19 protein-coding genes are annotated in these 21,989 nt (G+C 74.8%); 18 read left to right on the top strand and 1 reads right to left on the bottom strand.

The window, feature by feature from the left end; genetic code table 11:
• Position 1: 1 nt before the first annotated feature.
• Genes RNC47_RS04645 through RNC47_RS04660 form a run of 4 tightly spaced genes read left to right on the top strand, consistent with a single transcriptional unit; the run spans position 2 to position 4,227 of the window.
• Positions 2-325 (top strand): acyl carrier protein, encoded by a 324-nt coding sequence (locus RNC47_RS04645; RefSeq protein WP_311595737.1) that lies wholly within the window; start codon positions 2-4, stop codon positions 323-325.
• 8 nt (positions 326-333) lie between these two features.
• On the top strand, positions 334-1,146 hold the full coding sequence (locus RNC47_RS04650; RefSeq protein WP_311595739.1) for an alpha/beta fold hydrolase: 813 nt from the start codon (positions 334-336) through the stop codon (positions 1,144-1,146).
• The gene (locus RNC47_RS04655; RefSeq protein ID WP_311595740.1) at positions 1,143-2,339 is read left to right on the top strand and encodes a glycosyltransferase; all 1,197 of its coding nucleotides are present in this window, start codon (positions 1,143-1,145) and stop codon (positions 2,337-2,339) included. The genes RNC47_RS04650 and RNC47_RS04655 overlap by 4 nt, the downstream gene beginning before the upstream one ends.
• A gap of 31 nt (positions 2,340-2,370) precedes the next feature.
• Positions 2,371-4,227: an ABC transporter ATP-binding protein gene (locus RNC47_RS04660; RefSeq protein ID WP_449657345.1), complete on the top strand. Its 1,857-nt coding sequence runs from the start codon at positions 2,371-2,373 to the stop codon at positions 4,225-4,227.
• On the opposite strand, the gene RNC47_RS04665 is transcribed toward RNC47_RS04660, so the two are convergent.
• Entirely contained in the window at positions 4,190-4,738 is a 549-nt protein-coding gene (locus RNC47_RS04665) for a TerD family protein (RefSeq protein WP_311595743.1), read from the bottom strand. The two genes, RNC47_RS04660 and RNC47_RS04665, sit on opposite strands and share 38 nt — an antisense overlap.
• Before the next feature lie 219 nt (positions 4,739-4,957).
• Between RNC47_RS04665 and RNC47_RS04670 the strand changes: the two genes are divergently transcribed.
• The 14 genes from RNC47_RS04670 to aroB all read left to right on the top strand — a co-directional run bounded on the left by RNC47_RS04670 (position 4,958) and on the right by aroB (position 21,969).
• Positions 4,958-6,901 carry a glycoside hydrolase family 127 protein gene (locus RNC47_RS04670; RefSeq protein ID WP_311595744.1) on the top strand — a complete coding sequence of 648 codons (1,944 nt, stop codon included), beginning with the start codon at positions 4,958-4,960 and terminating at the stop codon, positions 6,899-6,901.
• Positions 6,902-6,984: 83 nt separating this feature from the next.
• Complete coding sequence (locus RNC47_RS04675; RefSeq protein ID WP_311595745.1) at positions 6,985-8,706, top strand: ABC transporter substrate-binding protein; 1,722 nt, start codon at positions 6,985-6,987, stop codon at positions 8,704-8,706.
• Position 8,707: 1 nt separating this feature from the next.
• Entirely contained in the window at positions 8,708-9,664 is a 957-nt protein-coding gene (locus tag RNC47_RS04680; RefSeq protein ID WP_311595746.1) for an ABC transporter permease, read from the top strand.
• A complete protein-coding gene (locus RNC47_RS04685; RefSeq protein WP_311595747.1) occupies positions 9,661-10,656 on the top strand; it encodes an ABC transporter permease in 996 nt (331 codons plus the stop codon). Before RNC47_RS04680 ends, RNC47_RS04685 begins: the two co-directional genes overlap by 4 nt.
• The gene (locus RNC47_RS04690; protein WP_311595748.1) at positions 10,653-11,513 is read left to right on the top strand and encodes an ABC transporter ATP-binding protein; all 861 of its coding nucleotides are present in this window, start codon (positions 10,653-10,655) and stop codon (positions 11,511-11,513) included. Before RNC47_RS04685 ends, RNC47_RS04690 begins: the two co-directional genes overlap by 4 nt.
• Positions 11,510-12,361, top strand: coding sequence for an ATP-binding cassette domain-containing protein (locus RNC47_RS04695; RefSeq protein ID WP_311595749.1), 852 nt, complete (start codon positions 11,510-11,512; stop codon positions 12,359-12,361). Before RNC47_RS04690 ends, RNC47_RS04695 begins: the two co-directional genes overlap by 4 nt.
• Positions 12,358-13,662, top strand: coding sequence for an alpha/beta fold hydrolase (locus tag RNC47_RS04700; protein WP_394814705.1), 1,305 nt, complete (start codon positions 12,358-12,360; stop codon positions 13,660-13,662). The genes RNC47_RS04695 and RNC47_RS04700 overlap by 4 nt, the downstream gene beginning before the upstream one ends.
• Positions 13,659-15,098 carry an aminopeptidase P family protein gene (locus tag RNC47_RS04705; protein ID WP_311595750.1) on the top strand — a complete coding sequence of 480 codons (1,440 nt, stop codon included), beginning with the start codon at positions 13,659-13,661 and terminating at the stop codon, positions 15,096-15,098. The genes RNC47_RS04700 and RNC47_RS04705 overlap by 4 nt, the downstream gene beginning before the upstream one ends.
• A gap of 107 nt (positions 15,099-15,205) precedes the next feature.
• Entirely contained in the window at positions 15,206-16,114 is a 909-nt protein-coding gene (locus RNC47_RS04710) for a dihydrodipicolinate synthase family protein (protein WP_311595751.1), read from the top strand.
• Complete coding sequence (locus RNC47_RS04715) at positions 16,111-17,112, top strand: proline racemase family protein (RefSeq protein ID WP_311595752.1); 1,002 nt, start codon at positions 16,111-16,113, stop codon at positions 17,110-17,112. Before RNC47_RS04710 ends, RNC47_RS04715 begins: the two co-directional genes overlap by 4 nt.
• A gap of 78 nt (positions 17,113-17,190) precedes the next feature.
• The gene (locus RNC47_RS04720) at positions 17,191-17,862 is read left to right on the top strand and encodes a GntR family transcriptional regulator (protein WP_311595753.1); all 672 of its coding nucleotides are present in this window, start codon (positions 17,191-17,193) and stop codon (positions 17,860-17,862) included.
• Positions 17,859-19,016, top strand: coding sequence for an NAD(P)/FAD-dependent oxidoreductase (locus tag RNC47_RS04725; protein ID WP_311595754.1), 1,158 nt, complete (start codon positions 17,859-17,861; stop codon positions 19,014-19,016). The genes RNC47_RS04720 and RNC47_RS04725 overlap by 4 nt, the downstream gene beginning before the upstream one ends.
• Positions 19,013-20,704 (top strand): 2Fe-2S iron-sulfur cluster-binding protein, encoded by a 1,692-nt coding sequence (locus RNC47_RS04730; RefSeq protein WP_311595756.1) that lies wholly within the window; start codon positions 19,013-19,015, stop codon positions 20,702-20,704. The genes RNC47_RS04725 and RNC47_RS04730 overlap by 4 nt, the downstream gene beginning before the upstream one ends.
• 116 nt (positions 20,705-20,820) lie before the next feature.
• A complete protein-coding gene (gene aroB, locus RNC47_RS04735) occupies positions 20,821-21,969 on the top strand; it encodes a 3-dehydroquinate synthase (protein WP_311595757.1) in 1,149 nt (382 codons plus the stop codon).
• Positions 21,970-21,989: the final 20 nt, after the last annotated feature.

Here is a 21,989-nt window from a genome sequence, read left to right on the forward strand (position 1 = left end):
GATGACCACCACCCGGACCCCCCGGGCCACCGCCCCGAAGCCCGACGAGGTGCTGGCCGACATCGCCGACATGCTCAGGAGCCTGCTGGCGGACGCCGGCCTCGACGACGCCGAGATCGACCGCGAAACCACCTTCCACGACGACCTGGAGCTGGAGAGCATCGACCTGGTGACGCTCTCCGGCGCGCTGCGCGAGCGCTACGGCGACCGCGTCAACTTCGCCACCTTCATCGCCGAGCTCGAACTCGACGAGATCATCGCCCTCACCGTCGGCGAGCTCGTGGACCACGTCGTCGGCTCGCTGCGCGCCACCGAGCGGAGCTGACCCGACCGATGACCAGGATCGCGACCGGCGAGATCACCACCCACGTCCAGCGGCTCGACGCCGCGCGCCGGGCCGACGCGACGGGCGAACCCCCCGTGGTCGTCTTCGTGCACGGCCTCCTCACCGACAGCCTCGCCAGCTACTACTTCACCCTCGGCCCGGCCTTCGCCGCCGCCGGCGTCGACGTCGTCATGTACGACCTGCGCGGCCACGGCCGCAGCGACCGGCCCCGCACCGGCTACCGGCTGGAGTCGTTCGTCGGCGATCTCACCGGGCTGCTCGACGCGTTGGGCGAGCGGCGCCCGGTCCACGTGGTGGGCAACTCGTTCGGCGGCACCGTGGCCGCCGCGCTGGCCGCCTGGCACCCGGAGCGGGTGGCCACCGTCACCATGATCGAGTCGGAGCCGCCGGTCGCCGAGTGGACCCGGCACATGGCCGCGGGGCTCGACGACGCGCGCGAGCGGCTGGCCAGGGCGGAGGTCATCGACTGGATCGCCGCCCACCACGGCGCGCACACCGCCCGCCTCTCGCGCGGCGCCAGCCGCATCCTGGAGACCACCACCCTGGCCGACGACGTCCCCGCCGGCCGGGTGATCGCGGACGACCTCAGCGCCCTCACCCGCCCGCTGCTGGCCATCTTCGGCGACGAGTCCGGGCTCGCGGCCCAGGTCCCCGAGCTGACCGCCAAGGTCGCCGACTGCCGCACCGTGGTCCTGCCCGAGCAGGGGCACTCGGTGCTGGTCGAGCGCACCGAGGAGACCCGCGAGCTGATCCTCGACTGGGTCAGGGAGCACGCCCTGGCCGGGACGGCGGTGCGGTGACGCGCTTCCTGCTGGTGGTGCCGCCGCTGGTCGGGCACGTCAACCCGCTGGTCGGCGTCGCCGCCGAACTGGGCCGGCGGGGCCACCAGGTGGCCTGGGCGGGGCACGCCGGCCAGCTCGCCCGGCTGGTCGGCGCCGACGCCGTCGCCTACGACTGCGACCTCCCCGGCACCGAGCTGCGCCGGCCGCCCGAGCTGACCGGGCCCGCCGCGTTCCGCTTCCTGTGGCGGGACGTCTTCGTGCCGCTGGCCGACCTCATGGCACCCGGCGTGCACGCGGCCGTCGACGCCTTCCGGCCCGACCTGGTCGTCACCGACCAGCACGCGGTGGCCGGCGCGCTGGTCGCCGAGCGGCGCGGCCTCCCGTACGTCACCTCGGCCACCACCTCGGCCGAACTCGCCGAACCGCTGGCCGGCCTGCCCAAGGTCGGGGCCTGGCTCGCCGGGCTGCTCGGCGCGCTGCGCGGCCGGATCGGCGACCCGGCCGCGACCGGCGACCCCCGGTTCTCGCCGCACGGCATCGTCGCCTTCACCGGGCGTGAACTCCTCGGCGACGCGCCGCTGCCGCACGACCGGGTCCGACTCGTCGGGCCCGTCATCGCGCCCCGACCGGCGGCCGGCGCCTTCCCGTTCCACCGGCTCGACCCGAGCCGCCGGGCCGTGCTGGTCACCCTGGGCACCGCCAACGTCGACGTGGGCGGCCGCTTCCTCGCCGAGTCGCTCGCCGCGCTGCGGGCCGCCCGCGAGCGGGTCCAGGGCATCGTCCTCGACCCGGGCCACACCCTGCCCGCCGAGCTCGGAAGTGGGCCCGGCGACCCGCTGGTCCTCGACCGGGTGCCGCAACTCGACCTGCTGCCGCACCTGGACGCGGTGGTCTGCCACGGCGGGCACAACACCGTCTGTGAGTCGCTGTGGCACGGCGTCCCGCTGGTGGTCGCCCCCATCAGGGACGACCAACCCCTGGTCGCGGGACAGGTGGTGGCCGCCGGCGCCGGCGTGCGGCTGCGCTTCGGCCGGGCCGACGCGGCCCGCGTCGGCGCCGCGATCGACGCCGTCCTCGACCCCGCCGGCGGCCACCGGGCCGCCGCGGCGGCGATCGGCCGCGGCTTCCGCGCGGCCGGCGGCGCCACGGCGGCCGCCGACCACCTGGAGACGATCGCCGCCCAGCACGCCGGAGTTCCGACGCCCCACTGATCCGCGCCCCACCGCGACCCCGGGACCACAGATGACAACGGCCGCCTCCGTGACCGCACCGCCCTCACCCCCACCACCCGCCGCGGCCCCGTCGCCGGCCGCCCAACCCGGCCCGCTGCGGGTGCTGTTCGGCTACGCCCGCCCGCACCGCCTGGTGCTGGCCGCGTCGTTGCTGCTCGTGCTGGCCGCCAGCGTCTCGGGGCTCGTCCAACCCCTCGTCGCGCAGCGGGTGTTGGAGGCCCTGGCGGCCGGGGACAGCGCCACCGGACCGATCGCCTGGCTGGCCGCCCTCGTGGTGGCCGGCGCGGGCCTCACCGGGCTGCAGTCCTGGTGGCAGCAGCGCACCGCCGAGCGGGTCGTCCGCCAGGTGCGCCGCGACCTGGTCTTCCGGCTGATCCGGCTGCGCGTGCCGGAGTTGGACCGCCGCGCCCCCGGCGACCTGATCGCCCGGGTCACCTCGGACAGCACCCTGCTGCAGAACGCCGCCACCGAGGGCCTGGTCAACGTCGCCAACGGCACGCTCAGCATGGCCGGCGCCCTGGTCCTGATGGGCACCGTGCACGCCGGGCTGCTCGGCGTGACCGTAGCCGTGCTGGGGACCGTCACCGCCCTGCTCACGGTGGTGCTGCCGCGCATCCGGCGGGCCGTGTCCCGCGCCCAGGAGTCGGTGGGCGCGGTCGGCGCCGCCCTGGACCGCACCCTCGGCGCGGCCCGCACCGTCAAGGCCAACGGCGCCGAGGCCAGGGAGACCGCCGCCGCCGAGGAGGCGATCGACGGCGCCTACCGGGCCGGCCTCACCGGCGCCCGCTACGCCGCCTGGGTCCGGGTGCTGTCCGGCGTCTCGGTCCAGGCCGCCTTCCTCGCCGTGCTCGGGGTCGGCGGGGCGCTGGTCGCCTCGGGCGAGCTGACCGCCCCGGCGCTGATCGCCTTCCTGCTCTACGTCTTCTACCTGGCCGGCCCCATCGGCTCGCTGGTCGCGGGGCTCGGCACCCTGCAACTCGGTCTCGGCGCGGTCGGCCGCGTCGAGGAGGTGGGCCGGATGCCGGTGGAGGAGGACGTCGACCACGCCCCGCGACCGGTCCAGGGCCCGCCGCCCGCCGTCGAGTTCGACGACGTCCGGTTCTCCTACCCGGGCCGCGGCCCCGCGCTCGGCGGCGTCTCCTTCACCGCCCCCGCCGGCGGCCAGACGGCGCTGGTCGGGCTCTCGGGCGCCGGCAAGACCACCACCTTCGCGCTGCTCCAGCGCTTCTACGAGCCGACCGCGGGACGGATCCGGATCGGCGGCGTCGACATCGCCGAGCTCGGCCGTGCCGAGGTCCGCCGGCGGATCGCCTATGTCGAGCAGGACGCGCCGGTGATGGCCGGCACCCTGGAGGAGAACCTGCGCTACGCCGAGCCCGACGCCCCGCCCGAGGACATCGCCGAGGCGCTGCGGCTGACCCGCCTCGACGCGCTGGTGGCGCGGCTCCCCGAGGGGCTGCGCACCCCCGTCGGCAGCCGGGGCGTCACCCTGTCCGGCGGCGAACGGCAGCGCCTCGCCATCGCCAGGGCCCTGCTGCGCCGGCCCGAGGTGCTGCTGCTCGACGAGGCGACGGCCCAACTCGACGCCAGGAACGAGCAGGCGCTGCGGGAGGCGGTGGACTCGGCGGCCCGGCGCTGCACGGTCATCCTCATCGCCCACCGGCTCTCCACGGTCACCGGGGCCGACCGGATCGTGGTCCTCGAACACGGCCGGGTGCGGGCCGTGGGCGGCCACCAGGAGCTGGTCGCCTCCGACGCGCTCTACCGCGAACTGGCCGCCTCCCAGCTGTTGGTGGGGGAGGAGGACGGAGGGCCGGGGGCCCCGCCGCTCAGCCGGCGGCCGGCTCGCCGCCCATCAGCCGGGTGAAGGCGTCCGGGTCGGCGTCGAAGCCGCGCAGCACCGCGTGGAACGACCAGGCGCCCAGCGCGTCCCTGGTGAACTCGGCGACGGTCGCGGCGGTCGAGCCCGCGACGGCCTCGAAGTCGCTCTCCGCCAGCACCGTGTAGCCCTCGCGGACCCGGAAGCCGGCGCCCGAGAGGTCGCCGAAGGTGACCCGGCCGGTCCGCTGCTGGACGGCCACGCCCACCACCACCCGGACGAACTCCGGCGCCAGGCGGTCCAGTTCCAGGACGATCACCTCGTCGTAGCCGAAGCCCTGGCCGGTGCGGCTGTCCCGGCTGAGGGTGATGGTGCCGTCGGGGGAGCGGCTGTCGAAGTGCACCAGATAGGCCGGTTGACCGTGGGGATCGTTCGCCCGGTAGGTCGCGCCGATGAGGTCGACGTCCAGGGCCGGGGCGCCCAGCGGCGCGGGATCCCACCTGACCGCCACCTCGACCTTGCCGATGCCCTTGCTGGCGCCGCCGCTTGCACCGCCCACGGAAACTCCCCTCCGAACTGTCAGTGACCTCGGGCCGCACGCCCCGCTGAACAGCCGGAACGCCACGCCCCGTTGCCCATACTGTCACGCTCGCGCACGGCGCCGACCGTAACGCGGAAGTTTCCCGCACGACCCGGTGCAGAAATAGCCTGTGACAGTACAATGTCACCCGCTACTGGCCGTCGCGGCGGCCCCCTCATCCCTTCCGACGGGAGCCCCATGCCCGTTTCCGACCGTCCCCACTCGCCCGCCCCCGCGGTGCTCGCGACCACGCCCGCGGGCCGGCCGCTCGGCGCCGGCGAGGCGCGGCTCACCGGCGGCCTCCTCGCCGCGTGGCAGCGCCGCAACGCCGAGGCCACCCTGCCGCACGCCGTCCGCGAGATCACCCGGGCCGGCAACCTGACCAACCTCCGCCGGGTGGCGGGCGAGACGGCCGACGACGAGCCCTACCACGGTCGTTACCCGTTCCTCGACACCGACGTGTACAAGACGCTGGAGGGCCTCGCCTACGAGCTGGCCAGGGGCACCGCCGACGCCGAGAGCGAGGCCTTCTACGCCGAGAGCGTCCGGCTGATCGAGCGCGCCCAGGCCGAGGACGGCTACCTCGGCAGCTACTTCCAGGGACCGAATCCGGCCAAGTCCCCCTGGTCCGACCTGGCCTGGGGCCACGAGCTGTACAACCTCGGCCACCTGACCCAGGCCGCCGTCGCCGCCGCCCGCCAGCTCGACGACCACCGACTGCTGCGCGTCGCCCGCCGCTTCGCCGACCTCGTCGTCCAGCGCTACGGAGACGACGGCGAACCCTTCTACTGCGGCCACCCCGAGGTCGAGATGGCCCTGGTCGAGCTCCACCGGGAGACCGGTGAGCCCGCCTACCTGCGGCAGGCCCAGCTCTTCGTCGACCGCCGCGGCGCCGGCCGGCTGGAGCACAGCGTCTTCCCGCCCGCCTACTTCCAGGACCACCTCCCGCTACGCGAACTGCCGTCCGCCACCGGCCACGCCGTCCGCATGACCTATCTGGCGGCCGGCGCCACCGACCTCGCCGTCGAGACCGGCGACGCCGAACTCCTGGCCCACCTGACGGCGCTGTGGGACGACATGGTGGACACCAAGCTCCACCTCACCGGCGGGCTCGGCAGCCGCCACTCCGACGAGGCCGTCGGCGACCGCTACGAACTCCCGCCGGAGCGCGCCTACGCCGAGACCTGCGCCGCCATCGGCACCATGCAGTGGGGCTGGCGGCTCTTCCTCGCCACCGGCAGGGCGGACGTCCTCGACACCGTCGAACGGGTGCTGTTCAACGCCTACGCCGTCGGCACCTCGCTCGACGGGCGCGCCTTCTTCTACGACAACCCGCTGCAGCGCCGCCCCGACCACGACCAGCGCAGCGGCGCCGAGTCCGGCGGCGAACTCCTGCGCCGCGCCTGGTTCGGCTGCCCCTGCTGCCCGCCCAACATCGTCCGCTGGAACGCGCAGCTGCAGGACCACCTCGCCACCGCCGACGCCGACACCCTCACCATCGGCCTCTACGCCGCCGCCCGGCTGCGCACCGAGCCGCTCGCCGTCACCGTCACCACCGACTACCCGTGGGACGGTCGGGTGACCGTCGAGGTCGACGCGGCCGCCGACCGGCCCGTCACCCTCGCGCTGCGGGTCCCCGGTTGGGCGCGCGGCGCCACCGCGACGCTCGGCGACCGGCCCGCCGTGCCCGCCGACCCCGGCTGGCTGCGGCTCACCCGCCTCTGGCGGCCCGGCGACCGCCTCGTCCTCGACCTGCCGCCGCGGGTCCGCGCCGTCGCCTCCCACCCCCACCTCGACGCCACCCGCGGCACCCTCGCCCTGCTCCGCGGCCCCCTCGTCTACTGCGTCGAACAGCAGGACGCGGGCGCGTCCGTCGACGACCTGCTGCTCGCCCCGGACGACCTGCCGTCCCTCCACGAGGGCGTCGGCGACCCGGACCTCGGCCCCGACGTCACCACCCTCGCCGCCGAGTTGGCCACCGCGCCGCCGGCCGGCCGAGCGCTCTACCCCGAGCTCACCCCCGACCCCGGGCCAGACCCCCGGCCCACCCCGGCACCCCGCGCGCCGGTCCGCCTCGTCCCCTACTTCCTGTGGGGCAACCGCGAGCCCGGCGCCATGCGCGTCTGGCTGCGCCGGTTCTGACGACCCCAGCACGACCCCCAGACGACCGATCCCCCTCGCCCCCTGGAACGCCCCGGCGCCAGTGGCTTGCGAAAGGAACCCGAGTGAAGAGAACCCACCTCGCCACGGCCGCGGCCATCACCGCCGCCGTGCTCACCCTCGGCGCCTGTTCCAACGGCGGCCCGGGCGGCGGAGCCGCCGACTCCGACGGCGGCTCCGTCTCCTACACGGACACCCCAGAACCCGGCGGCACCGTCCGCGTGCTGCAGAACGCCGACTTCTCCTACCTGGACCCGGCCCGCGGCTTCGACGGCGGCGTCAACAACTTCTACCGCCTCGTCTACCGCACCCTGACCACCCCGGCCCCCGGGAACTCCGACGACCCCTCGGCGATCGTCCCCGACCTCGCCACCGACCTGGGCACCCCCTCGGAGGACGGCCTCAGCTGGACCTTCACCCTCAGGGAGGGCGTGCGCTTCGAGGACGGCACCCCGATCACCTCCGCCGACGTCAAGTTCGGCGTATCCCGCGCCTGGGACCCGGAGATCGGCATAGGCTCGCCCTACGCCCGGCAGGTCATCGACGCGCCCGAGGGCTACGAGGGCCCCTACCGCTCGGGCCCGCTCGACACCATCGAGACCCCGGACGAGCGCACCATCGTCTTCCACCTGCGGGAGCCGTACCCCGAGTTCGGCTCGGTCGTCGCCCAGAACAGCTTCGTGCCCTTCCCCGAAGGCACCGGCGCCGGCGACGAGTTCATCAACGACATCATCGCCTCCGGGCCCTACCGCCTCGACTCCTACACGCCCGGCAGCGAGATCCAGCTGGTCCGCAACGAGGAGTGGGACCCCGAGACCGACGAGGTCCGCGCGGCCTACCCCGACCGCTGGGAGTTCGTCATCGGCCTCGACCCGGCCACCATCGACGAACGGCTGCTCGCCGGCCAGGGCGCCGACGCCAACGCCATCTCCCTCACCATCCAGCCCGCCACCCTGCCCCGCGTCCAGACGCCCCAACTCCAGGACCGGCTGCAGCGGATGGAGGGCATCTGCCAGACCTACATGGGCCTCAACACCACCAGGGAGCCGTTCGACGACGTCCGGGTGCGGCAGGCCATCAACTACGCCGTCGACCGCGCGGCCGTGCAGAACGCCAGCGGCGGCACTCAGTTCGCCGACATCTCCACCACCATCCTGCCCGCCACCGTCGCCGGGTACCGCGAGTACGACCTCTACCCGAGCGAGGGCCACCGCGGCGACCCGGAGGCCGCCCGCGCCCTGCTGGAGGAGGCCGGCTACGGCGACGGCTTCGAGATGACCCTCGACATCCGCTCCCAGCCGAAGATGCGGGCCCAGGCCGAGGCCATCCAGCAGTCACTCGAACCGCTCGGCATCGACATCGAGCTCAACGTCATCGACGTCTCCTCCTACTACGAGACCATCGGCACCCCGGCCCTCCAGCACGACGCCGCCATCACCGGCTGGTGCCCCGACTGGGCCTCCTCGGCCAGCACCTTCCTGCCGCCGCTCTTCGACGGCCGCGGCATCACCGAGGTCGGCAACCCCAACCTCGCCCAGCTGAACGACGAGAACATCAACGCCCGCATCGACGAGATCCGCGCCATGACCGACCTCGACGCGGCCAACGAGCAGTGGGGTCTGCTCGACGAGGAGATCATGGAACTCGCCCCGATCGTGCCGCTCGCCGTGGAGTCCGGCATCACCCTGCCCGGCGAGAACATCACCGGCATCTACGCCAACCCCGGCTCCGCCAGCGGCGGCATCGACTTCGTCCTCGTCGGCCTGCGGGACCCAGAGCGGGGCTGAGATGACCGTCCTCCCCACCGAGTTGGAGGTCGTGGAGCAGAGCGCGCCGCCGGCGACGGCCGGCGGCGCGCCCGGCGCCCGACCCCTGCGCGCCCTCACCCGCGACCCCGGAGCCCTGCTCGCCGGCGGCTACATCCTGCTGATCGTGCTGATGGCCCTGTTCGCGCCGCTGATCGTCCGGCTCAGCGGCTGGGGCCCCTACGAGTTCGACCAGCAGGCCATCGACCCCGACCTCGCCGGCGTGCCGCTCGGCGGCTGGGGCGGCGCCGGCTCGGACCACTGGTTCGGCGTCGAACCCGGCAGCGGCCGCGACATCTTCGCGCGCATCGTCTACGGCGCCCGCGTCTCCATGCTGATCGCGCTCTCCGCCACCGCGCTGACCACCCTGCTCGGCGTCGTCCTCGGCATGCTCGCCGGCTACCTCGGCGGCCGCGTCGACTGGGTGATCTCCCGCGTCATGGACTTCCTGATGGCCTTCCCCGCGCTGATCTTCATGATCGCCATCCTGTCGGCGCTCCCCGCGAGCAACCGCTCGGTGGCCCTGGTCGTCGTCATCTCGCTGTTCGGCTGGCCCTACCTGGCCCGCGTCGTGCGCGGCCAGACCATGTCGCTCGCCCAGCGCGAGTTCGTGGAGGCCGCCCGCGCCTCGGGCGCCTCCGCCGCCACCGTCGTGTTCCGCGAGATCCTGCCCAACCTGCGCTCCACCATCATCGTGCTGACCACGCTGGCCATCCCCGGCTACATCGGCACCGAGGCCGGCCTGTCGTTCCTCGGCATCGGCGTCGTCCCACCCACCCCGTCCTGGGGCCAGATGATCGCCTCCTCCGTCAACTGGTACACGGTCGTGCCCAGTTACTTCGCCATCCCCGGCGCCTTCCTCTTCCTCCTGGTGCTCTCCTTCACCGTCCTCGGCGACCGGCTGCGCGCCGTCCTCGACCCGGGAGGGGCCCGCCGATGACCCGCTACCTGTTCGTGCGCCTCTCCGGCGTCCTGCTGATCCTGCTGCTGGTCTGCCTGTTCACCTTCGGCGTCTTCTTCGTCCTCTCGCCCGACCCGGCCGTGCAGATCTGCGGCAAGAACTGCACCCCCGAGCTGATCGACCGCATCCGCACCAACCTCGGACTCGACGAGCCGCTGTTCGCCCAGTTCACCAGCTTCCTCGGCGGCCTCTTCGCCGGCCGTACCTACGGCACGGGCGAGGGCGCCGTGCACTGCGCCGCGCCCTGCTTCGGCTACTCGTTCCAGTCCAGCCAGCCCGTCTGGGAGATGATCACCGACCGCCTCCCGGTCTCCGTCACCCTCGCCGTCGGCGCCGCCGTGCTGTGGCTGCTCGCCGGCGTCGTCGGCGGCCTGATCGGCGCCCTGAAGCAGGGCACCTGGTGGGACCGGAGCGCCATGATGGTGGCCCTGGCCGGCCTCTCCGTGCCCAACTACGTGTTCGCGCTGCTCCTCCAGTACGTGCTGGTGGTCGAGCTCGAATGGCTGCCCTTCCCACAGGCCGTCGCCTTCGGCGACGACCCCGCGCTCTGGTTCCAGAGCTACCTGATGCCCTGGATCGTGCTCGCCTTCGCCTACGCCTCGGTCTACGCGCGACTCACCCGGGCCAACGTCATCGACACCCTGGCCGAGAACTTCGTGCGCACCGCCCGCGCCAAGGGCCTGCCGCGGCAACAGGTGATCCGCCGGCACGCGCTGCGGCCCGCGCTCACCCCGATCGCCACCATCTTCGGCATGGACTTCGCCGGGCTGCTCGGCGGCGCCCTCATCACCGAGACCGTCTTCGGCCTCAACGGCATCGGCAAGATGACCGCCGACGCCATCGGCCGCAACGACCAGCCGGTGATCATGGGCGTCACCCTGCTGGCCGCCGCCTTCGTCGTCGTCGGCAACGTCGTCGTCGACCTCGTCTACACGGCACTCGACCCGAGGGTGAGGCTGACCGTCGCATGACCACGCCCCTGTTGGAGGTCCAGGACCTCACCATCGCCTTCCCCGCCCCCGCCGGCGGCAGCACCGAGGTGGTCAGCGGCCTCGGCTTCGCCCTGCCGCCCGGCGGCTCGCTCGGCATCGTCGGCGAGTCGGGCTCCGGCAAGTCCATGACCAGCCTGGCCGTCATGGGCCTGCTGCCGCCCGGCGCCCGGCTCACCGGCCACATCAGGCTGGCCGGCGAGGAGATCGCCGGACTGCCGGACCGCCGCATGCGGGGGATCCGCGGCGACCGGATCGCCATGGTCTTCCAGGACCCGCTCTCCTCGCTCAACCCCTACTACACCGTGGGCTTCCAGATCGAGGAGGCCTACCGCGCCCACCGCGCCGGGGTCACCCGGCGGCAGGCGCGGCGGGTCGCCGTCGAGGCCATGGAACGCGTCCGCATCCCCGACGCGGCCCGCCGCGCCGGGCACTACCCGCACCAGTTCTCCGGCGGCATGCGGCAGCGCGTCATGATCGCCATCGCGCTCTCCACGGAACCCGACCTGCTGATCGCCGACGAGCCCACCACCGCGCTCGACGTCACCGTGCAGGCGCAGATCCTCGCGCTCCTCAAGGAGATCCAGCGCGACACCGGGACCGGCCTGGTGCTCATCACCCACGACCTGGCCGTGGTCAGCGAGATGGTCGACGAGGTCGTCGTGATGCGCGCCGGCCGCTGCGTCGAACACGCCCCGGTCGCCCAGCTGTTCTCCGACCCACGACACCCGTACACCCGCGCCCTGCTGGACGCGGTGCCCCGGCTCGACGACGAGGTCGGCGAGCTGCGCACCGTCGAGCCGGCGGCGCCCGACACCCCGTGGGAGGGCGAACGATGACCGGCACCGCACCCCTGCTCACCGCCCGCGGCCTGGTCCGCGAGTTCACGCTGCGCGGCGGCGCCCCCTTCGCCCGGCGGGCCGTGCTGCGCGCCGTCGACGGCGTCGACCTGGAGGTGTGCGCGGGCGAGACCCTGGCCCTGGTGGGCGAGTCCGGGTCGGGGAAGTCCACCACCGCCCGGCTCGTCGCCCGGCTCCTCGACGCCACGGCCGGCACCGTCGAGTTCGAGGGCGAGGACGTCACCCGCCGCACCGGCGCGGCCCTGCACCGCTTCCGCTCCGGCGTCCAGGTGGTCTTCCAGGACCCCTACTCCTCGCTCAACCCCCGGCACACCGTCGAACGCATCGTGACCGCGCCGCTCACCTACCAGGGCCGCGAAGTGCCGGGCGGCGCCCGCGCCTTCACCCGCGCCCTGATGGAGCGGGTCGGCCTCGACCCGGACCACTCCACCCGCTACCCGGCGCAGTTCTCCGGCGGGCAGGCGCAACGCATCGGCATCGCCCGCGCGTTGGCCGTCGGACCGAAGGTGGTGATCTGCGACGAGGCCGTCTCGGCGCTGGACGTGTCCGTCCAGGCCCAGGTGATCAACCTGCTGCGGCGGCTGCAACGCGAGGAGGGCCTCGGCTACCTGTTCATCGCCCACGACCTCGCCGTGGTCCGCCAACTCGCCGACCGCGTCGCCGTGATGCACGAGGGCCGGGTCGTCGAGAGCGGCGACCGCGACGCCGTGTTCGGCGCCCCCCGACACGAGTACACCCGCACCCTGCTGGCCGCCGTGCCGCGGATCCGCCCCGAGTGGGAGGCCGCCCGCCGGGCCCGCGCCCGTGACCGAGGAGACGACGCGTGACGGCCGAACCCGAACCCGACCCCGGCTACCCGCTGCGCGGCCTGTGGATCACCGAGCAGCGGGTGACCGCCCCGCTCGACTGGGCGGCGCCCGACGGGCGCACCGTCGAGGTCTTCGCCCGCGAGGTCGTCGACCCCGAGCGGCGCGCCGAGGAACTGCCGCTGCTGCTCTTCCTCCAGGGCGGGCCCGGCGGACGCTCGCCGCGTCCCCTGGACCGGTCGGGCTGGCTCGGCGAGGCGCTCGACCACTACCGGGTGGTGCTGCTCGACCAGCGCGGCACCGGCCGCTCCAGCCCGATCGACGGCGCCGTCATGACGGCCCTCGGCTCGGGCCCGGCCGGCGCCGAACTCCTCGCCCTCCACCGGGCCGACTCGATCGTCGCCGACGCGGAACACCTGCGGCGCACCGTCTACGGCGGCCGGCGCTGGGCCACCCTCGGCCAGAGCTACGGCGGCTTCGTCACCCTCACCTATCTCTCCCGCGCCCCCGAGGCGCTGACCGGCTGCTACGTCACCGGCGGGCTGCCCGGGCTGCCGCCCGACGCGGCCGAGGTGTACCGCCGCACCTACCCCCGGGTGGCCGCCAGGAACCGCGAGTTCTACCGGCGCCACCCGGGCGACGCGGAGCTCGCCGCCGCCGTCGCCGACCTGCTCGCCGAGGACGACGTGCGGCTGCCGGACGGCGACCGGCTCACCGTCCACCGCTTCCAGTCGCTCGGTCTCGACCTCGGCATGAAGCCCGGCCCGGAACGGCTGCACTGGCTGCTCGAGGACGCCTTCGCCGCGCCGGGCCGGCTCTCCGACACCTTCCTCGAACAGGTCATGGTCCGGACCTCGAACACCGGCAGCCCGCTGTTCTGGACCCTCCAGGAGTCCATCTACGCCCACGGCGCGGGCGGCCCCACCGGCTGGGCCGCCCAGCGGGAACGCGCCCACCACCCCGAGTTCGCTCCGGACGCCAGGCCGCTGTTCTTCACCGGCGAGATGGCCTACCCCTGGATGACGACCGAGATCAGGGCGCTGCACCCGTTCCACGCCGCCTGCGAGGAGTTGGCCGCCCGCACCGACTGGCCGCCGCTGTACGACCTGGACCGGCTGGCCGCCAACGAGGTGCCGGTGGTCGCCGCCCTCTACCACGACGACCTGTACGTCGACTTCCACCTCCAACTGGCCACCGCCGCCCGGGTCGGCAACACCCAGGTCTGGATCACCAACGAGCACGAACACGACGGGCTCGCCTCGGGCCGGGTCTTCTCCCGGCTGCGCGAGCTGATGCGCGACCGAGGAGGAGAACGGAGATGACGGAACCGACCCCGAGCCGGCCCCCCTACGCCGGCACCCGACCCCCACGCCTCACCGAGGTGTCCGCCTTCACCACCGCCATCGGCACCGGCTGGGCCGAGGTGGACACCCCCGTGCCGCTGCCGCCCGGCGCCGCCGAGGCCGCCGCCGGCCACCGCGCCCGGCTCGTCGCCCGCCTCGGCCCCGGCACCGTGGTCGCGGGCGCCGGCCGCGCCCCGGTGCGCAGCAACGACACCGCCTACGACTACCGCGCCGACAGCGACTTCGTCTGGCTGACCGGCTGCGCCGTCGAGGACGCCGTGCTGGTCCTCACCGCGGGGCGCGGCGACCCCCGGGACCACGCCGCCACCCTCTACCTCCCGCCGCCCGCCAGGCCCGGCGAGACCGGCTTCTTCGCCGACGCCGCCCACGGCGAGCTGTGGGTCGGCCCCGCCCCGGGCGTCGCCGACTGGGCCCGGGTGCTCGGCGTCGAGGTCCGCCCGCTCGCCGACCTCGACGCCGCCCTCTCCCGGCTCGCCGGCGCCGGCGCCACCCCGGGCACCGAACCCGACCTCGTCCGCCGGCACGGCCTGAAGGCCGACCCCGAACTCGCCACCGCGCTCTCCGACCTGCGGATGGTCAAGGACGCCTGGGAGATCGAGCAGCTCCGGCAGGCCGTGGACCACACCGTGGCCGGCTTCGCCGCCGTCGTCGGTGAGATCCCAACGGCCGTCGCCGCCGGCGGCGAGCGGTGGCTCCAGGGCACCTTCGACCGGCACGCCCGCACCGTGGGCAACGGCCCCGGCTACGCCACCATCGTGGGCTCGGGCCCGCACGCCGCCACCCTGCACTGGGTGCGCTGCGACGGTCCCGTGCTGCCCGACCAGCCGCTGCTGCTCGACATGGGCGTGGAGACCAGGTCGCTGTACACGGCCGACGTCACCAGGACCGTGCCGCCCGGCGGCCGGTTCACCGAGGCGCAGCGGCGGGTGCACGACCTGGTCGAGGCCGCGCACCTGGCCGGTCTTGCCCAGGTGGCGCCCGGGCGCGCCTACGCCGACTTCCACTTCGCGGCCATGGAGGTGGTCGCCCGGGGCCTGCACGACTGGGGGCTGCTGCCGGTCTCCGTCGACGAGGCGCTGTCGCCGGCCGGGCAGCAGCACCGCCGCTACCTGGTCTGCGGCATCGGCCACCATCTCGGCCTGGACGTGCACGACTGCGCCCGGTCCGGCTACGAGGCGTACCAGGGCGCGCCGTTGGCGCCCGGCATGGTGCTCACCGTGGAGCCGGGCCTCTACTTCCACCCGCACGACCTCACGCTGCCGCCCGAACTGCGCGGCGTCGGCGTGCGGTTGGAGGACGACCTGCTGGTCACCGAGGACGGCGCCGAGGTGCTGTCCGGCGCGCTGCCGATCTCGGCCGGCGGCGTCGAGGAGTGGGTGCGGGGCCTGCTGTGAGCGACGGGCGGGGTCAACCGCCCATTCCCCGGACCGTTTTTGACATGTGACATTGTACTGAGCCACCCTGAGGGGGAAGGCTCCCCGACCCGACAGGAGACCACCCCGTGCCCACCACCCCGCGCGAGGCATGGCGCGGCGTGCACGTCGCCGCCGCCCTTCCGTTCACCGCGGCCGGCGACGTGGACCACGACGCCTATGCCGACCACATCGCCTTCCTCGCCGCAGGCGGCTGCGACGGCGTCTGCCCCAACGGCTCGCTCGGCGAGTACCAGACGCTCACCGACGCCGAGCGCGCCGCCGTCGTGGCCACCGCCGTCGCCGCCGCCCCCGAGGGCTTCGGCGTGATGCCGGGCGTCAGCGCGTACGGCGCCCTGGAGTCGGCGCGCTGGGCCGCGGCCGCGGCCGAGGCCGGCGCCGGCTCCGTGCTGCTGCTGCCGCCCAACTCGTACCGCGCCGACGAGGAGACCGTCGTCCACCACTTCCGCGAGGTCGCGGCGGTCGGCCTGCCCGTCGTCGCCTACAACAACCCGATCGACACCAAGGTCGACCTCACGCCGCGGCTGCTCGCCCGGCTCCACGCCGAAGGACTGATCGTCGCCGTCAAGGAGTTCAGCGGCGACGTGCGGCGCGCCTACGAACTGCGGGAACTCGCGCCCGAACTCGACCTGGTGATCGGCTCCGACGACGTCGTCCTCGAACTCGGCCTCGCCGGCGCCGTCGGCTGGATCGCCGGCGTCACCAACGCCCTGCCCGCCAGCACCGTCGAGCTCTACCGCCTCGCCACCTCGGGCGACCCGGCCGACGTGGCCAAGGCGCTTCCCCTCTACCGGGCGCTGCACCCGCTGCTGCGCTGGGACTCCAAGACCGAGTTCGTGCAGGCCATCAAGGTCGCCATGGACGCCGCCGGCCGCAAGGGCGGCGCCTGCCGCCCGCCGCGGAGCCCGCTGTCCGCCGAGGCCGTCGCCGCCATCACCCGCCTCACCGAGGAACTCCTCGCCCAGGGGCACCGGTGAGGAGCAGCCGCGTCCTGCACGCCGTCGACTCGCACACCGAGGGCATGCCCACCCGCGTCGTCACCGGCGGCGTGGGCGTGCTCCCCGGCGCCACCATGGCCGAGCGGCGCACCTGGTTCATCGAACACCGGGACGAGCTGCGCACCTTCCTGATGTACGAGCCGCGCGGCCACGCCGCGATGAGCGGCGCCATCCTCCAGCCGCCCACCCGCCCCGACGCCGACATGGGGGTGCTCTTCATCGAGGTCAGCGGCGTGCTGCCGATGTGCGGGCACGGCACCATCGGGGTGGCCACCGTGCTGGTCGAGACCGGCATGGTGCCGGTGACCGAGCCGGTCACCACAGTCCGCCTCGACACCCCCGCCGGCCTCGTCGTCGCCGAGGTCGCCGTCGCGGACGGCGCCGCCACCTCCGTCACCATCCGCAACGTGCCCTCGTTCGCCGTCGCCCTCGACCAGGTCGTCGACGTGCCGGGCCTCGGCCAGGTCCGGTACGACCTGGCCTTCGGCGGCAACTTCTACGCCATCGTCCGCCTCGACGACCTCGGCATCCCCTTCGAACGGGCCGCCGGCGCGCGGATGATCGACACCGCGCTCGACCTGATGGCCGCCATCAACGCGCGGCACCCGCCCACCCACCCCGAGCGCCCCGACATCGTCGGCTGCCACCACGTCTACCTGGAGGCACCGGGGTCCACCGCCCGGCACTCGCGGCACGCCATGGCCATCCACCCCGGCTGGTTCGACCGCTCACCCTGCGGCACCGGCACCAGCGCCCGGATGGCCCAGCTGCACGCCCGCGGCGAACTGCCGCTGGACACCGACTTCGTCAACGAGTCCTTCATCGGCACCACGTTCACCGGCCGGCTCGTGGCGGCCACCACCGTCGGCGGACTGCCGGCCGTGGTGCCCACCATCACGGGCCGTGCCTGGATCACCGGCACCGCCCAGTACCTTCTGGACCCGACCGATCCGTTCCCCGCGGGGTTCCTCATGTAAGAACGGCAGTACGCGATTTCGCGAACTCGCCCCGCGGCGAGTGGCACACCCGATCAGGGTCCGACGAGGAGACGAGACATGGAGACGGCGCCCATCGCCGGTCTGCAACCACTGAACAAGCGCGAGCGGCTGCGCGAGATGGTGGCCGACGCGCTGCGCGCCGCCGTCATCTCCGGGGAGATGAAGCCGGGCGCGGTCTATTCGGCGCCGACGCTCGGCACCATGTTCGGCATCTCCGCGACGCCGGTGCGGGAGGCCATGCTCGACCTGGTCCGCGAGGGCATGGTGGAGGCGCTGCCCAACAAGGGCTACCGGGTCCGGGTGGTGCCGGACGAGGAGCTGGACGAGGTCACCCACGTGCGGCTCCTCCTCGAACCACCCACCGTGCGGGACGTGGTGCCGTTGATCCCGGCGGCCGACTTCCCGCGGCTGCGGGAGCTCGCCCAGGCCATCGTGGACGCGGTCAGGGACGGCGACCTGGTCGCCTACATCAACGCCGACCGCGTCTTCCACCTGGCGCTGCTGGCCTACGCCGGCAACACCCAGCTGTCCACCATCGTCTCCGAACTCCGCTCCCGCACCCGCCTGCTGGGCCTCACCCCGCTGCTGGAGTCCGGCCGCCTCGAGGAGTCGGCGCTCGAACACCACCAGCTGCTCGACCTGGTCGAGGCGGGCGACGCGGCCGGCGCGCAGCGGCTGATGGAGCGCCACATCGGCCATGTCAGAGGAAAGTGGGCCCGCGGCACGTGACGTCTCCCGCATCGTCGTACGACGTGATCGTCGTGGGCGCCGGCGCGGTGGGCGCCGCCACCGCCTACTTCGCCGCCCACGCCGGCCTGCGGGTGCTGGTCGTCGACCGCGGCCCGATCGGCGGCGGCACCTCGAGCGCCGGCGAGGGCAACGTGCTGGTCTCCGACAAGGACGCCGGCCCCGAGCTCGACCTCGCCCGCCACTCCCAGCGGGTGTGGCGCGCGGAGCTCGCCGAGCACGGCCACCACTGGGAGTTCGAGTCCAAGGGCGGCCTGGTGGTGGCGGCCACCGACGGCTCCCTGTCCGCGCTGCGCGCCCTGGCCGACCGCCAACGGGCCGCCGGCGTCCGCGTGGACGACCTCGGTGCCGACGAACTCGGCACCGTCGAGCCGCTGTTGCGCCCCGGCCTGGCCGGCGGGGCGTACTACCCGGAGGACGCCCAGGTGCAGCCCGTGCTGCTGGTCGCCCACCTGCTGCGGCTCGCCCGCGCGGCGGGCGCCGAGGTGCTGACGGGCGCCCCGGTCACCGCGATCCGCAGCGCCCGGGGCCGGGTGGTCGGCGTCACCACCCCGTCCCGCCGGCTGGACGCGCCCGCCGTGGTCAACGCGGCCGGCACCTGGGCCGGCGAGGTCGCCGCCCTCGCCGGCGTCCACCTGCCGGTGCTGCCCCGGCGCGGCTTCGTGCTGGTCACCGAGCCGCTGCCGCTCGTCATCCGGCACAAGGTCTACGCGGCGGAGTACGTGGGGGACGTGGGCAGTTCCGACGCCGCGCTCCAGTCCTCGCCGGTCGTCGAGGGCACCCCGGCCGGCACGGTGCTGATCGGCTCCACCCGGGAGCGCGTCGGCTTCGACCGTCGCCCCTCGCGCCAGGCGCTCGCCCTGCTGGCGCGCGGCGCCGTCGGCCTCTTCCCGGCCCTCGCCGGCGTCCGCGCCCTGCGCGCCTACCACGGCTTCCGCCCCTACTGCCCCGACCACCTGCCGGTCATCGGCCCCGACCCCCGGCTGCCGGGACTCTGGCACGCCTGCGGCCACGAGGGCGCCGGCATCGGCCTCTCCGCCGGCACGGGCCAGCTGCTCGCCCAGGCCCTCACCGGAGCCCAACCCACCCTCGACCTGGCGCCGTTCGCGCCCGAACGCTGGGAGCCCGTCGCGTGAGGATCTTCTACGAGGGCCGCGAACTACCCGCCCGCCCCGGCCAGTCCGTCGCCGCCGCGCTCATCGCCGCCGGCATCCCCGCCTGGCGCACCACCCGCCACGCGGGCCGCCCCCGAGGCCTCTTCTGCGGCATCGGCTCCTGCCACGACTGCCTCGCCACCATCGACGACACCCCACCCCAACGCACCTGCGTGGTCCCTGTGCGGGACGGCATGCGGGTCTCGTCGGCCTCCGTCCCTGAGCCTCCGGGGCCCGCGGCCCCGCCCCCGGGCGCGTGGGCCGGCCCCCCGCCGACCGCGCCTCCCGGCGCCGAGGGCGCCGCGCCGCAGGCGTCGGCACCGGCGCCGGCCGGGTCACGGCCGGTCGGCGGCCGCCCGCCTTCGGCGGGCGTGGCCTTCGCGCCGCAGGCAGTCGTCGTCGGGGCCGGGCCGGCAGGGCTCGGGGTCGCGGTGACGGCCGCGGAGCGTGGGGTGTCGGTGGTGCTGCTGGACGCGGGGGAGCGGCCCGGTGGGCAGTACTGGCGGCATGCAGCGGACGACGACGTCCGCGGCCCGTTCGCCGGCTGGTGGCGGCGGTTGCGGGCGCAGGTGGCCGCGGGGCGGATCGACTACCGGCCGGGGCAACAGGTGTGGCTGGTGACCCGCGAGGACGACGCCCGCTTCCGGGTCGAGACGACGCCCGCGCACGACGGCGTCCGGCCGCTGCCGGGGCCGGTCGAGGCCGCGGCCGTCGTCCTGTGCCCCGGCGGCGCCGACCGGCAACTGCCGGTCCCCGGGTGGACGTTGCCCGGTGTGGTGGCCGCCGGCGGCGCCCAGGCGCTGCTCAAGGGGCACCGCACGGTCGCCGGCCGGCGCGTGCTCGTCGCCGGCACCGGCCCCTTCCTGCTGCCGGTGGCCACCGGGCTGGCCCGTGCCGGCGCCCGCGTCGTCGGCGTCTGGGAGGCCAACTCGCCGCTCCGCTGGGCCCGGCAGGCCCGCGCCGTGCTCCCCGTGCCGGGCAAGCTCGCCGAGGCCGCCGGCTACGCCGCCGCCCTCGCCCGGCACCGCGTCCCCTACCGCCCCCGCACCGCCGTCGCCGAGATCCTCGGCACCGACCGGGTGCGCGCCGTCCGCCGCGCCGTCGTCGGCCGCGACGGCGTGCCGCGCGCCGTGCCGGGCGAGGTCGAGGTCGACCTGGTCGCCCTCGGCTGGGGCTTCACCCCGGCCCTCGAACTCCCGCTGCAACTCGGCGTCGCCACCCGCCTCGACGTCGACGGCTCGCTCGTCGTCGACGTCGACCGGGAGCAACGCACCGACGTGCCCGGCGTCCGCCGGTTGCGCGCCACCATCCGCGCGCACCGCGCGTTCGCCGCCGCGATGCACCGCGCCCACCCGGTCCCCGCCGGCTGGCCCCGCTGGCTCACCGACGACACGCTGCTGTGCCGGTGCGAGGAGGTCCCGCACGCCGCGGTGCGCGCCGCGCACGCCGAGCTCGGCGCGGCGGACGCCAGGACCGTCAAGATGCTGACCCGGCTCGGCATGGGCTGGTGCCAGGGCCGGGTCTGCGGTTTCGCCGCCGCCTGCCTCACCGCCGCCCTCGACGGGCGGTCGCCGGACGAGGGCGACGCGCGCGCCACCGCCTCCCGTCCGCTGGCCGTCCCCGTCCCGCTCGCCGAGCTCGCCGGGGAGGCGGACGACGCCGCGAACTGACGGCCGGTCAGCGCCCGCCCGGTGCGCGCACGCCCGCAGTGTTGCCCCCGGATCGTTCTCAGGTGAGAATTGGTGGCTGCGATGAGGCGGCCCTGACCACCGAGTCTGGGGGATACATGACCACGTATGTCCGCGTATCCGAGCGGCTCGACCTGCCCACAGACCCGGACGACCCGATCATCGGCGCGGCCACCCGGCACGACACCTACCCCGTCCACGTGTGCCAGGACGAGGCCGCCGCGGTGCACCGCTTACGCACCGAGATCGACGGCCGCCGCGTCGCCCTGATCACCGACGACAACGTGGCCGCGCTGCACGCCGACCGGCTCGCCCGCGGCCTCGCCGCCGCCGGCCTCGACGTCGCCTCGACCACCATCCCGGCCGGCGAGGCCAGCAAGAGCCTGCCGACCGCCGCCGCGCTGCTCGACTGGCTGGCCGGCACCCGCCTCGCCAGGCGCGACGTGATCCTCGCCGTCGGCGGCGGGGTGATCACCGACACCGTCGGCTGGGTGGCCAGCGCCTACATGCGCGGCCTCCCGTACGTGAACGTGCCGACCACCCTGCTCGCCCAGGTCGACGCCGCGCTCGGCGGCAAGGTCGCCGTCGACCACGCCACCGCCAAGAACCTGATCGGCGCCTTCCACCAGCCCAAGGCCGTGGTCTCACACGTCGGTTACCTCGCCACGCTGGACGAGCGCGAGCTGCGGGCCGGCCTCGCCGAGGCCATCAAGAAGGGCGTCATCGCCTCGCCCGCCCTCTTCGAGCTGATCGAGACCCGGTACCGGGAGCTGCTGGCCGCCGACCCGGCCGCCAGTGCCGCGCTGGTGCACGGCGCCAGCGCCGTGAAGTGCCGGCTGATCGCCAAGGACCCCTACGAGAACGACCTGCGCCGTCCCCTCAACTTCGGGCACACCATCGGTCACGCCGTCGAGACCGTCACCGGCTACGGCCCTGTCCTGCACGGCGAGGCCGTCGCCTTCGGGATGGCCTGCGCCGCCCGCATCGCCGAGCGGCGCGGCCTGCTCGACCCGGCGGTCCTGCGGCGGATCACCGCCCTGCTGGCCACCGTCGGCCTGCCCGTCACGCTGGGCGCGCTGCCCGCGCCCGTCGACCCGGCCGCCACCGTCGCGGCGCTCGGCCAGATACGCAAGATCCGCGACGGCCGGCTGCGCTTCGTCCTCCCCGTCGGGCTGGGGGAGACGGTGATCGCCGACGACGTCAGCGACGCCGAGATCCACACGGCGCTGACCACCGAGCCGCGCTGACCCGCGCGCACACCGCCGCA

This window comes from Streptomyces millisiae, from assembly GCF_031845425.1.
Classification (GTDB): domain Bacteria; phylum Actinomycetota; class Actinomycetes; order Streptomycetales; family Streptomycetaceae; genus Streptomyces; species Streptomyces millisiae.

Excerpts from the sequence above, each read along its gene's own strand:
- RNC47_RS04645 (WP_311595737.1), top strand. The coding sequence starts at position 2 with ATGACCACCACCCGGACCCCCCGGGCCACCGCCCCGAAGCCCGACGAG.
- RNC47_RS04650 (WP_311595739.1), top strand. The coding sequence starts at position 334 with ATGACCAGGATCGCGACCGGCGAGATCACCACCCACGTCCAGCGGCTC.
- RNC47_RS04660 (WP_449657345.1), top strand. The coding sequence starts at position 2,371 with ATGACAACGGCCGCCTCCGTGACCGCACCGCCCTCACCCCCACCACCC.
- RNC47_RS04670 (WP_311595744.1), top strand. The coding sequence starts at position 4,958 with ATGCCCGTTTCCGACCGTCCCCACTCGCCCGCCCCCGCGGTGCTCGCG.
- RNC47_RS04680 (WP_311595746.1), top strand. The coding sequence starts at position 8,708 with ATGACCGTCCTCCCCACCGAGTTGGAGGTCGTGGAGCAGAGCGCGCCG.
- RNC47_RS04685 (WP_311595747.1), top strand. The coding sequence starts at position 9,661 with ATGACCCGCTACCTGTTCGTGCGCCTCTCCGGCGTCCTGCTGATCCTG.
- RNC47_RS04690 (WP_311595748.1), top strand. The coding sequence starts at position 10,653 with ATGACCACGCCCCTGTTGGAGGTCCAGGACCTCACCATCGCCTTCCCC.
- RNC47_RS04695 (WP_311595749.1), top strand. The coding sequence starts at position 11,510 with ATGACCGGCACCGCACCCCTGCTCACCGCCCGCGGCCTGGTCCGCGAG.
- RNC47_RS04705 (WP_311595750.1), top strand. The coding sequence starts at position 13,659 with ATGACGGAACCGACCCCGAGCCGGCCCCCCTACGCCGGCACCCGACCC.
- RNC47_RS04720 (WP_311595753.1), top strand. The coding sequence starts at position 17,191 with ATGGAGACGGCGCCCATCGCCGGTCTGCAACCACTGAACAAGCGCGAG.
- aroB (WP_311595757.1), top strand. The coding sequence starts at position 20,821 with ATGACCACGTATGTCCGCGTATCCGAGCGGCTCGACCTGCCCACAGAC.